Raw genomic sequence first — 12,076 nt, 5'->3', positions numbered from 1 at the left:
TTGCGCCGAGTTATGTGCCGGGGCGCCTAACGGGAGAACTGGTGTTCTCGCGGCTTGGAGGCTCACCCCACCTCGGCGAACACCTTCTTCAGCGCCGTCTCCAGCTTCTCAAACATCTCGTCCATCTGCGGCTCGGTCAGGATGAACGGCGGACACAGCACCACCGATTGCCCCAAGGGTCGGCAGATCAGCCCCTGATCGGTGCAGGCATTGGCGATGCGTTCCGAGACCGAGAGCGACCCGTCGAACGGGGTCTTGCTCTCGCGATCCTTCACGGCCTCCAGCGCCCACATATAGCCCACACCGCGAAGTTCGCCGATATTGGGGTTTTGCGCGATCTGGGCGAGGCCCTCTTCCAGTCGCGGGCTCAGGCGGCGTACATTCTCGGCCAGCCCCTCGTTCATCACCACGTCGATCGCTTTCAATGCGATCGCGCAACCGACCGGGTGGCCCGAGGCGGTGAATCCGTGGGGGAATTCCTCGATCGCCTCGGAGGCGGCTTGCAGGCGGGCTGACAGTTCCGGGCCGAGGATCACCGCACCCATCGGGAAGAACCCGGCGGTGAGGTTTTTCGACGAGATTATCGCGTCGGGCTGGAAGTCATAGGTTTCGCAGCCCCATGTGTTGCCGGTGCGCCCGAAGCCGCAGATCACCTCGTCCGAGATCAGCGGGATGTCGTATTTCTTGAGAATCTTCGCGACCGCCTGGAAATAGCCCTTCGGCGGCGTGATCACCCCGCCCGCGCCCATCACCGGCTCCGCGAAGAAGCCCGCGATCGTGTCCGCGCCTTCCTTGATGATCGTCGCTTCCAGCTCGTTCGCGAGGCGCTGGGTGAATTGCTCCTCCGTCTCGCCGGGTTGCCCTTCGCGCCAGTAATGCGGGCAGGTGAGATGCAGAAACCCCGGCAGCGGCAGGCCGAAGACCGAATTATAGGGCTTGCCCGTCATCGAGGCCGAGACCGCCGTGACCCCGTGATAGGCGTTCTTGCGGGTCAGGATCTTGCGCTTCTGCGGTTTGCCCTCGGCGGCGTGCAGGAACCACAGCATCTTGACCATCGTGTCATTCGCCTCGGAGCCGGAATTGGTGTAGAACACCTTGCCGTCGCCGAAAGGCGAGACCTCGATCAGCTTCTCGGACAGCATCACCGTCTGGTCCGACATCCGCCCGAAGAACGCGTGATAGCCCGGGAAGCGCGCATATTGCGCCTGCGCCGCCGCGATCAGCCCTAGATGGTCGAACCCGGCGACCATGTTCCAGAGCCCGGAATTCGCATCGAGATATTTCCGCCCCTCGGTGTCGAAGATGTACGGCCCCTCGCCATGGGTCACGACGACCGCGCCGCGATCGTGGATCGTGGGCAGATCGGTGAAACCGTAGAAGCTATGCGCATGGGCGCGGGCCTGCCAGCTTTGGTCTTTCATCTCGCGACTCCTCCGGGATGGGCGATGGATGGAAGCGAGGCTATCCGCGGCGCGGTCGGCGTCAATGCTCTACGATGTCCCATGGTTGCGCGCGGCTTGCGTACCGGGGCGGGGCAGGGCAGTCTGCGCGGCAAGACTTATCGCCTCCCCGACTACGGAGCCTCCCATGCCCGCCGCCCATCCCCGCATCAGCCTCTGGGCGGTCGAGGTCTTCGTGGCCACGGCAGAGGAAGGCGCGACTACCGCCGCCGCGCGCCGCCTCGGCGTTTCGGCCTCGGCGGTCAGCCAGCAACTCGCAGGTCTGGAAAGCGCTTTGGGCGCGGAGCTTGTGGACCGTTCGGCCCGGCCGTTCGCGCTGACGGCTGCCGGGCGGGCTTTCCTGCCTCATGCCGAGGCGATGTTGGACGAATTGGCGCGGGGCCGCGCCGGGGTGGGCCAAGCCGATCCGGCGGGGCTCACGAGTTTCCGACTGGGCATGATCGAGGATTTCGAGGCCGAGGTGACGCCGCTCCTGCTGGCGGGGATGGCGGATGAGCTCAGCACCTGCCGGTTCGAGCTGGAAACCGGGCCGAGCCACCGCCTGCTGTCGAAGCTCGAAGCGCGCGGTCTGGATGTCGCCGTCGCCGCCGAGCCGCAGGGCGCCGCGCTCGACGGGATCGAGCTGCATCCGCTTCTGACGGAACCGTTCCTCGCCATCCATCCCGCCGATGCGCCTGCGCAGAGCGATCCGCCGCTGCCGCTGATCCACTATTCCCAGCGCACGCTGATGGGCCGACAGATCGCCACGCATCTCGCGCAAACGGGCAAGGCGCCGCCGCATCAACTGGAACTCGACAGCTACCCAGCGATCCTTGCGCTGGTCGCGGCAGGGCGGGGTTGGACGATCCTCACGCCCTCGGCGGTGCGCCATGCGCCGCGCGCGGGGCTGGCGCTCTCGCCGCTCGACGGGCCGCCTTTGACCCGGCGGATCGTGCTGGCGGCGCGCGACGGGATGATGGCGGATTGGCCTGCGAAAGTGGCGGGCCGACTGCGGACGCTGCTGCAAGAACGCGTGGTCGAACCGGCTCTAGCGGAAGCGCCGTGGCTGGAGGAGACGTTGCGGGTCGAGGCGGGCTAGGGCGGCTCAGCCGATCCCCAAACCGGCCAGCGCGGCAGCGAATTCCTCGCGCGGCAGCATCATCAGTGCCGGGCCTTCCATCACGATCCTCACGGGGCCCGTCGCGCGGTTCGAGGTGCCGACCCGCTCGGCGGGGGTAAAGCCGATCCCGTCGAGCGGCCAATGGAGCCCTTCCGAGCGCGCCTTTACCTCGCCGAAAGGAAACAGTGATACGCGCGTGCCTTCCGCCAGATCGAGCGAGAGCGACGGAGGGCAGCGGAAGATCACCTCCTCCTCAGCAAGCATCACCACCCGATGCGGCGTGCGGATCAGGTCGGTCATCGCGGCCAGCGTGTGATCCAGCCGCATCCCCGTGAAACCGAGCGCGAGGATGAACGGTGCCTCAATCCGTTGCAGGGATTTCGCGAAATCGGTGCTGTCCTGCTCGGCCACCTGATGGACGCGTGGGCCCAGCGATGCCCGTGCCGCATCCGACAGAGAATCCAGATCGCCGATCACCGCTTTCGGGGTCAGGCCCATCGCCAGCGCGCGATCTCCGCCACCATCGGCGGCCACGAGGCAGGGGGCGATTGTCAACGCTTCGTCAACATCCGCCTGTTTGATCGCGCCGGCGCCGAGAAGCGAAACCCCGGTTGACGAATGGACAATACTGCTAATCATGGATTGATTGATGACGATTGTGGCAAAGAAAGACAATCGAGACCGGTAAAAAACCTTTCAAATGCCTTCTTTCGTCCACGCGAAAGAACCAGTTGGACAGGAATGTCGACGCATTGAGGTCCAATAGAAAGCGAGTGGTCCATGGTTGGTGCGAGCAAGATCCTGACCGTATCCTACGGCACCTTTTCGTGCACCTTGGAAGGATTTGACGAGCCTTTCAACACGATGAAGGCGATTGCGGAGTATTTCCGCGATCTGGCCGCCGACGACCGGTATTTCGGCGCAGAGCCGCCCCAACCCGATGCGGAGATGCTTCACCGTATCGCGGAGCGGGAGATTCAGCGCCGGGTCGAGGCAAAAATTCAGGAAAACGGCGTCGTGCTGCGCCAGCAAGACACGCTCCTGGGTGGCGAGGCTGCAGCCGACGAGGCGCCCGCGCCCGCTCAGGAAGAGCCGCTTGTGACGTCGGAAGCGCCGCAAGAAGCCGCGCCTGCCGCCGAAACGCCCGCGCAGCCGGAGGTCGCCGAGACGCCCGAGCCGGTGGCAGCGCCCGAACCGGTCGCAGAGCAGCCCGAAGCCGAGGTTGCGGCGCAGCACGCCGAGCCCGAAGCAGGCTTCGCGCAGCCGGAAACCGTTGCCGCCAAGCTGCAGCGTATCCGCGAAGCCGTCGCCCGTGCTCGCGAGGTTCAGGCCGACAGCTTCTCCGAGGAAGACGAACCCGTTTCCGCCCCCGAGGCGCTTCTGGGCCGCTTCGAGGCTGAACCGTCGAGCGAAGCCGAGGATTTCGGCTACGACCTTGACATCTCCGGCCCGCTGAGCGCCGAGGAAATCGAACCCGAAGCCTCCGAGCCTTCGCAGCCCGAGGCCGAGATGCCCGAAGAAGACGTGGCAGAAGAAGCGGCGGAGGTCGCGCTCGAACAGGCCGCGGAAGACATCGAAGCGGCTGAAGCCGAAGAGCCCGTCGCCGAGCAGGATGAGGCTGACGCGGACGAAGACGAAGACGAGGAAGCCGACACGGACTTCAACACGAGCGACGATCAGATGCAGCGCCGTCAGGCGACCCGCCGCGCGCGCCGTTCGGCCAAGCGTGCCAAACGCATCGCGGCGCTCAAGGCCGCTGCGGACGAACTCGGCGCGACCGAAGAGACCGACGCCGATCAATCCGAGGACAGCGCCGAGGCGGCCTCGGCAGATGTCACCCTCGACACCGAAACGCCGGTCGACGCACCCGCCACGCCGCGCTTGCGTGCCCGCGTGATCAAGGTGCGCCGCCGCGAAACCATCGAGTCTGCGGAAGCAGCATCGGCCGCTACTGACGAGGGTTCGGAGCAGACCGAAGACGGTGCCACCGCCGAAGTTGCCACCACCGACGTCCAGGAAGATCAGGCGACCCCGGCCGAGGCGCAGGTCGAAGCCGAGGCCGATGCGGCGCAAGAACAGCCTGAAGTCGCCGCAGAGGCCGAGCAGGAGGTGGAAACCGAGGCAGAGCTGGAAGCAGAAGCGGAGGATGACGACCTCGCCGCGCGACTGGCTGCGGAACTGGGCGACGCCTCGTCGGAGGCAGGCCCGGCGCCGAAGGCAGAGCAGCCACGCGCCCGGGACGATGCCGATCACGGCAGCCGTGTGCCTGGCGGCCTGTCGCCGGAAGCCGAAGCCGATCTCATGCGCGAGCTCGCGGCACTGCAGATGGAGAACCTCTTCACCGGGTCCGAGATCGAGACCGACGACGAGGCTCCGCAAGAGGCCGTCGCGCAGGGCGAAGTGGCCGAAGACGACGCGATGCCGGAAATCGACCTGTCCGAACTGGAAGACGAGTCGGTCGACGCCCCGCTGGTTCTGACGCAGGACGATGCCGAGGCGCCCGAGGCGGAAACGCCTGAGGCACACATGGAGACCGCGTCGCTCGACGCGCAGGACGTGCTGGTTCTGGGCAACACGATCATCGAGGCCGAGGAAGCCGAGGTCGAGGCGATGTCGGAAGATGACGCCATGGCGGAAGCGGAGGAAGATACCCGCGCCGACACTTTCGCTGCCGAGGCATCGGAAGAAACCGAAGCCACCGGGACCGCAGACGCGGAAGACACGGAAGAAGCGCAGGCCCCGACCGAGCTCGCCGCGCGCGAGGTCGCGTCGCTTTCCGAAAGAGAGACCGACCGTGAGGCGGAGATGGATCGTCTCCTCGCCGAGGCCGACAAGCAGGCCGAAGGTGTCGAGACGCGCCGCCGCTTCTCCGCGATCGCGCATCTCAAGGCCGCCGTGGCTGCGACCGTCGCGGATCGTCTGGCCAAGGGGCAGGACACCGCGAAAGGCGGCGTCGAGGACGAGGACGGGTCCGAGCCATATCGTGCCGACCTGACCCAAGCCGTGCGCCCGCGTCGCCCGGTCAGCTCGGGCGAGACGGGTTCGCGTCGCCCCGAACCGATGCGACCGGCGCCGCTGGTACTGGTCTCGGAACAGCGCGTCGATGCGGAAGAAGAAGCCGCCGATGAGCAGCCCGCGCCTCAGCCCGCCGCCGCGATCCGCCCGCGCCGTGTCTCGGCAAGTAAGTTCGCCGCTGGCGGAGCGGACGAGGCCGAAGCCATGCCGATGAACCCCGAGCAGGCGACGAGCTTCGCCGAATTCGCCGAAAGCCTTGGTACGCAGGGTCTCTCCGACCTGCTGGAAGCCGCTGCGGCCTATACCTCGGCCGTCGAAGGGCGTCCGCATTTCTCGCCGCCGCAGATCATGCGCAAGCTGTCCTTCATGGACGATGCGGTTGATGTGCCGCGCGAGGAGCGGATGCGTGTCTTCGGGCGTCTGCTGCGTCAGGGCAAGATCACCAAGGTGAAGCGCGGCCAATACGCGATTACCGAAGCCTCGCGCTACTGGGACGAGGCGAAGATGGCCTCGGGGCAGTAACCCCGGCGAAAGATCAGAAAAGGGCGGTCCTTCGGGGCCGCCCTTTCTTATTGGATCAATAGAGCCGTGCGCGCAGGCATTGGATCAGCACGCGCGCGCCGGGGGCGATCAGCTCGTCGGGAAAGTCGTAATCGGGATTGTGCAGGGCCGGGCGGTCGCCTGCGCCCAGAAGCGCCATCGCCGCGGGTCCGTGATCGGCAAAACGACCGAAATCCTCGGAGGCGCGCATCGGTAGATCGGTCTCGGTGGTCTCGATCCCCTCGGCCTGAAGCGCCCCCCGCAGGATGCCATTCGCTTCGGGGGCGTTTTCGCAATGGCGAAAGATATCATGATAGGTGATCTCGCGCTCCAGCCCGAGCGCATCGGCGGCGTCACGCACCATCGCCTCGGCCTTGTCGACTAGCCCCGCCATCCCCGCATCGCGCTGGGTGCGCAGGGTCGCCCAAAGCTCCGCCGCGCCGGGGGCGACGCCGAAGGCAGGCTCACCGAGCCGCGCATGGGTGACGGTGACGCGCGCGAAATCGGGATCGCTTTGGTGCAACGCGTTGCCGAGCGCCGTTAGATCGGTCAGCAGCCGGGCCAGTGCCGGGGCAGGGGAACGACCGCTTTCTGGTAACGAAGCATGAGCGGTCCAGCCGGTGAGCGTGATCTTCATGCCGCGCGAGGCGCAGTTCATTACCCCGTCCTGCAGCGCCGCCGTTCCGAGAGGGACGCCCGGCATGTTGTGCAAGGCGAAGGACAGGTCGGGCGCGATCTCGACAAAGCGCGGATCGGCAATCACGGCTGCAGCCCCTGCGCCGGTCTCTTCGGCCGGTTGGAACAGCAAGACCGCGCGGCCACGGGCGGGACGATTGCGCGACAGCCAGCGTGCGACTCCCGCGAGAATCGCCATATGCCCGTCATGGCCGCACAGATGCCCTTTGCCGGGAAAGTTGGAGCGGTAGGGCGGCGTGCCGGTCTCGTGGATCGGCAGCGCGTCCAGTTCGCAGCGCAACAGGATTGTGGGTCCGGGCTCCGCGCCGTCGTAGATTGCGGCGACCCCGTGCCCGCCAAGCTCGGTCAGCGTCCGGTCGGGTGCGGTTGGCAGCAGCATCGCGACGACCCGCGCGGCGGTGTCGCGTTCCTCGCCCGAAAGCTCGGGATCCTGATGCAGACGATGCCGCCACGCGGTCAATTCCGTGATGTCGGAATTGGTTAGGCTGTCGGGCGGGAGGGGGGAAGGCGCGCTGGTCATGAGACTAACCTGCCCGTTTTCCGGCGCGCCCGCCAGAGGGTGTCACTCGCGCGGTGGATCATCCGGATCGTCTTTGCCGACACCTTTGAAGATCGGCTTGAGCGGCGCGATCCAAAGCACGCCGAGCACGACATAGACGCAGAACTCCGCCCAGATCGGCAGCCGTCCCCAGCGCGCGCCCGCCCAGTTCACCACCGTGACGGCGACGACGACATAGGCGGGCAACCCCACGACGAGGGCCAGAAGCGAGAGGCGGCGACGGGCCTTGTAGCTCAGCGCCATTGGATCAATCCGCGAAGGGGTCGGTCACGAGGATCGTGTCGTCGCGCTCGGGCGAGGTCGAAAGCATCGCGACCGGGCAGTCGATCAGCTCCTCGATCCGGCGAACATATTTGATCGCGGCGGCCGGAAGATCGGCCCAGCTGCGCGCGCCTTCGGTCGATTCGGCCCAGCCTTCGATCTCTTCATAGACGGGGATGCAGCGCTTTTGCTCTTCCGCGGCGGTTGGCAGATAGTCGAGCTTCTCGCCATCGAGTTCGTAGCCGGTGCAGATTTTGATCGTTTCGAACCCGTCGAGCACGTCGAGCTTGGTCAGCGCGATGCCGTTCACGCCCGAGATCGCGCAGGTCTGACGCACCAGGGCCGCGTCGAACCAGCCGCAGCGACGCTTGCGGCCCGTGACGGTGCCGAATTCATGGCCGCGCGTGCCGAGGCGGTTGCCGTCCTCGTCGTCCAGCTCGGTCGGGAAGGGGCCTTCGCCTACACGGGTGGTGTAGGCCTTGACGATCCCGAGCACGAAATCGATCGCGCCCGGGCCCATGCCGGTGCCGGCCGCAGCCTGACCTGCGACCACGTTCGACGAAGTCACGAAGGGGTAAGTGCCGAAGTCGATATCCAGCAGCGAGCCCTGGGCGCCTTCGAAGAGGATACGCTTGCCCTGCTTGCGCTGCTCGTTGAGTACTTTCCAGACGGGGGCCGCGTATTTGAGGATCTCGGGGGCGACTTCCTTGAGCTTGGCAATCAGCGCGTCGCGGTCGATCGCTTCGATACCGAGCCCCTTGCGCAACGGATCGTGGTGCTGCAGCGCGCGGTCGACGCGGGCCTCCAGCGTCGCGTCATCGGCGAGATCGGCCACGCGGACCGAACGGCGCCCCACCTTGTCTTCGTAGGCCGGGCCGATACCGCGGCCGGTGGTGCCGATCTTGGTGCCTTTCGAGGCCGCTTCCTCGCGGGCGCGGTCGAGTTCGCCGTGAATCGGCAGGATCAGCGGGGTGTTCTCCGCGATCATCAGCGTCTCGGGGGTGATCTCCACCCCCTGGTCGCGGATCTTCTCGATCTCGGCGAGCAGGTGGAACGGGTCGAGCACGACGCCGTTGCCGATCACCGAGAGTTTGCCGCCCCGCACCACGCCCGAAGGCAGTGCGTTGAGCTTGTATACCTTGCCGTCGATCACGAGCGTATGGCCCGCGTTATGACCGCCCTGAAAACGCGCGATCACGTCCGCGCGCTCGCTGAGCCAGTCCACGATCTTGCCTTTCCCCTCGTCACCCCATTGGGCGCCGACGACGACGACATTGGCCATTGCTCTCTCCTTGGCAGGTGTAAAACCGCGCGAGGTATAGCGGCTGAGCGCGCGGGGCGAAAGACCGCATTTGCGAGAGGCGATCGCTCTATCCATACGCCTCGCGCAGGCGGGCAGCGCAGGAGCCTCCGGCGGGGATATTTGGGCCAATACGAAAGTCAAAGCGCGCGTGTAGGCCGGGCGTGGGCCGATTTGACCCCGCGAAAGCCGAAAATCCGCCTATGCGGCCTTGCGCCCTCAGCCTCATCCGCCTAGATAGGCGCGTCGCAAGAAAGAAGGCCCGGACCCGTTCATGGAAAACGTCGTTCTCTCGATCCACCTGATCCTCGCGCTGCTGCTGATTGGCGTGGTGCTCCTGCAACGCTCCGAAGGGGGTGGTCTCGGCATGGGGTCGTCCAACAGCTCCGGCGGTGGCGTAGGCGGGTTGATGACCGGTCGGCAGGCCGCCAATGCGCTGACCCGCGTGACCTGGGTTCTGGCCGCCGGCTTCTTCGCGACCTCGGTGACGCTGACGGTTCTGGCCGCGCAGAAAGCGGGCACCGGCTCGGTGGTCGACACCGCTGCGCCCCAGCAAAGCGCGCCGGCGGATACCGCGCCGGCCAATGACACGACCGGTTCGACGCCCTCGCTCGACGTGGTGATGCCGCCGCCTGCCAGCGGTTCGGACGCCTCGAGCGGCGGAAACGCGGGCGAGACCACGACGGATACGCAAAGCGGTCCGGTCACGCCGCCCGCCGCCAACTAAGCCGTCACTTCAGTCAACCATCGGTTCGCACCCACAAAAACTTGCGGGTGCGTCCTATCCAAACTCAATAGCTTGCGGTCTGGTTGCGGGCAGGCCGCGAATCGTGTAAGCATTAAATCCCGTGATCCTGACCCTCTTGGGGCAGGGAAACCATTCGAATTTCGCAGATCACGGGGGTCTTCATGGCACGTTATGTCTTCATTACCGGCGGCGTCGTCTCGTCGCTCGGAAAGGGTTTGGCATCCGCCGCCCTGGGGGCATTGCTGCAAGCACGCGGCTTTTCGGTTCGGCTGCGCAAGCTCGACCCCTATCTGAACGTTGATCCGGGCACGATGAGCCCGTTCGAGCATGGCGAGGTTTTCGTCACCGATGACGGGGCGGAGACCGATCTCGACCTTGGTCACTACGAACGATTCACCGGGGTTTCGGCCCGCAAGACCGACTCGATCTCCTCGGGGCGCATCTACACCAACGTGCTCGAGAAGGAGCGCCGCGGGGAGTATCTGGGCAAGACGATCCAGGTGATCCCGCACGTGACCAACGAGATCAAGGATTTCCTCGATGTCGGCGATGACGAGGTCGATTTCATGCTGTGCGAGATCGGCGGTACGGTGGGCGATATCGAAGGTCTACCCTTCTTCGAAGCGATCCGTCAGTTCAGCCAGGACCGACCGCGCGGTCAGGTGATCTTCATGCATCTCACGCTGCTGCCCTATCTGGCGGCGTCCGGCGAGCTGAAGACCAAGCCGACGCAGCACTCGGTCAAGGAACTGCGCTCTATCGGCCTCCAGCCCGACGTGCTGGTCTGCCGCTCGGAGCAGCCGATCCCCGACAAGGAGCGCGGCAAGATCGCGCTGTTCTGTAACGTGCGCCCCGAGGCGGTGATCCCCGCCTACGATCTCAAGTCGATCTACGAGGCGCCGCTGGCATATCACCGCGTCGGTCTCGATCAGGCGGTGCTTGACGCGTTCGGCATCTCTCCCGCGCCGAAGCCGGAGCTGAGCCGCTGGGAAGACGTGATGGACCGTCTCGATCATGCCGAGGGCGAGGTGCGCGTCGCGATCGTGGGCAAATACGTTCAGCTCGAAGACGCCTACAAGTCGATCGCCGAGGCGCTGACCCATGGCGGGATGGCGAACCGGGTGCGCGTGAAGGCCGAATGGATCGACGCCGAGATTTTCGAGAACGAAGATCCGGCACCTTATCTGGAAAACTACCACGCGATCCTTGTGCCCGGTGGCTTCGGTGAGCGCGGCACCGAGGGCAAGATCCGCGCCGCCCAATTCGCGCGCGAAAAGGGCGTTCCTTACCTGGGCATCTGTCTGGGTATGCAGATGGCCGTCATCGAGGCCGCGCGGAACCTCGCGGGCGTCAATGATGCGGGCTCGGAAGAGTTCGATCACGAGGCGGGCAAGAAGCGCTTCACCCCGGTCGTCTATCACCTCAAGGAATGGGTGCAGGGCAACCACAGGGTCGAGCGCAAGGTCACCGACGACAAGGGCGGCACCATGCGCCTGGGCGCCTACACGGCGGCGCTGAAGGAGGGCTCGAAGGTCGCCGAGGTCTATGGCGCGACCGATATCGAGGAGCGTCACCGCCACCGCTATGAGGTCGACATCAAGTATCGCGAGCCGTTGGAGAAATGCGGGATGACCTTCTCCGGCATGTCGCCCGATGGCCGCCTTCCCGAGATCGTCGAGCACAAGGATCACCCGTGGTTCATCGGCGTGCAGTTCCATCCCGAGCTGAAATCGAAGCCCTTCGCTCCGCATCCGCTGTTCGCGGGCTTCATCAAGGCCGCGTTGGATCAGAGCCGGTTGGTGTGATCCCGGCTTCCCCCTGAAATCGAGAAAGCCGCGCCTATCCCTGCGCGGCTTTTTTCTTTTTCTTCTTGGAGGTTTTCGGTGCGGGTTTCCCGGTCTGACCGCCGCCGCGTGCGGGGTCGATATGCCGGGCCAGTTCGGTCGGATCGAGGCGGATCAGCGCCTGTATATAGCCCGAGGCCGCGTCGAGGAGTTCACACAAGGCCGCCGCCCGCGGATCGGCGCTGCGGGCCTCCAGGGCGGATAGGTGATCACGTGCGGGGCCGATCACGCGACGTTCGCGCTCGGCCAGCATCAGCCGCGCCAGTTCCCACGGCTCGGTCGGGGCGACGAAGTAATCCTTGCGCGAGCCGGGGGACCGGGCCGCCTGCACGAGGCCCGCATCGCGCAATTCCTTCAACGCGGTCGAGACGTTGGAGCGCGACAACCCAAGCTGCGCGACCAAATCGTCGGCCGAGGGCGCTTGAGCCGCGCGCCAGATCGCGCCGAGGCAGCGGCCGGCGGGGCGGGAAAATCCGAAACGGGGGGCGAGTTCGGCGAAGGCTTCGGGCAGTTCGGTATCACTCATGCATTCATCCTCTCCCGCCTGTCTCCGC

At 65.9% G+C, this 12,076-nt stretch carries 10 protein-coding genes; 4 read left to right on the top strand and 6 right to left on the bottom strand.

The window, feature by feature from the left end:
- Positions 1-62: 62 nt before the first annotated feature.
- On the bottom strand, positions 63-1,421 hold the full coding sequence (locus B6V76_RS06360; protein WP_088726984.1) for an aminotransferase: 1,359 nt from the start codon (positions 1,419-1,421) through the stop codon (positions 63-65).
- A 166-nt stretch (positions 1,422-1,587) separates the two neighbouring features.
- Here B6V76_RS06360 and B6V76_RS06355 point away from each other — a divergent pair, with 166 nt between their 5' ends.
- Positions 1,588-2,538 (top strand): LysR family transcriptional regulator, encoded by a 951-nt coding sequence (locus B6V76_RS06355; RefSeq protein WP_075776100.1) that lies wholly within the window; start codon positions 1,588-1,590, stop codon positions 2,536-2,538.
- Between the two features lie 6 nt (positions 2,539-2,544).
- Here B6V76_RS06355 and B6V76_RS06350 read toward each other — a convergent pair whose 3' ends face one another.
- Positions 2,545-3,198, bottom strand: a complete 654-nt coding sequence (locus tag B6V76_RS06350; RefSeq protein WP_088727190.1) for a thiamine diphosphokinase — start codon at positions 3,196-3,198, stop codon at positions 2,545-2,547.
- Between the two features lie 141 nt (positions 3,199-3,339).
- Between B6V76_RS06350 and B6V76_RS06345 the strand changes: the two genes are divergently transcribed.
- A complete protein-coding gene (locus tag B6V76_RS06345; RefSeq protein ID WP_088726983.1) occupies positions 3,340-6,096 on the top strand; it encodes a hypothetical protein in 2,757 nt (918 codons plus the stop codon).
- Positions 6,097-6,151: 55 nt separating this feature from the next.
- Here the strand turns inward: B6V76_RS06345 and B6V76_RS06340 are convergent, their stop codons facing one another.
- From B6V76_RS06340 to B6V76_RS06330, 3 genes are read right to left on the bottom strand one after another with little or no spacing between them, the layout of a single operon-like run.
- Entirely contained in the window at positions 6,152-7,330 is a 1,179-nt protein-coding gene (locus tag B6V76_RS06340; RefSeq protein ID WP_088726982.1) for an amidohydrolase, read from the bottom strand.
- Positions 7,331-7,372: 42 nt separating this feature from the next.
- Positions 7,373-7,612: a DUF2842 domain-containing protein gene (locus B6V76_RS06335; RefSeq protein ID WP_075776097.1), complete on the bottom strand. Its 240-nt coding sequence runs from the start codon at positions 7,610-7,612 to the stop codon at positions 7,373-7,375.
- 4 nt (positions 7,613-7,616) lie between these two features.
- Positions 7,617-8,912: an adenylosuccinate synthase gene (locus B6V76_RS06330; RefSeq protein WP_075776096.1), complete on the bottom strand. Its 1,296-nt coding sequence runs from the start codon at positions 8,910-8,912 to the stop codon at positions 7,617-7,619.
- Between the two features lie 292 nt (positions 8,913-9,204).
- Here B6V76_RS06330 and secG point away from each other — a divergent pair, with 292 nt between their 5' ends.
- Both secG and B6V76_RS06320 read left to right on the top strand, forming a co-directional pair.
- The gene (gene secG, locus B6V76_RS06325) at positions 9,205-9,657 is read left to right on the top strand and encodes a preprotein translocase subunit SecG (RefSeq protein ID WP_088721892.1); all 453 of its coding nucleotides are present in this window, start codon (positions 9,205-9,207) and stop codon (positions 9,655-9,657) included.
- 182 nt (positions 9,658-9,839) lie between these two features.
- Positions 9,840-11,483, top strand: a complete 1,644-nt coding sequence (locus tag B6V76_RS06320; protein WP_075776094.1) for a CTP synthase — start codon at positions 9,840-9,842, stop codon at positions 11,481-11,483.
- Positions 11,484-11,517: 34 nt separating this feature from the next.
- Here B6V76_RS06320 and B6V76_RS06315 read toward each other — a convergent pair whose 3' ends face one another.
- Positions 11,518-12,048: a MarR family transcriptional regulator gene (locus B6V76_RS06315; RefSeq protein WP_075776093.1), complete on the bottom strand. Its 531-nt coding sequence runs from the start codon at positions 12,046-12,048 to the stop codon at positions 11,518-11,520.
- Positions 12,049-12,076 lie beyond the last annotated feature (28 nt).

Source organism: Thioclava sp. IC9, assembly GCF_002213225.1.
Classification (GTDB): Bacteria; Pseudomonadota; Alphaproteobacteria; order Rhodobacterales; family Rhodobacteraceae; genus Thioclava; species Thioclava nitratireducens.
Note: the sequence above shows the minus strand (reverse complement) of the source record. Positions and strands in the feature narration are given on the sequence as shown.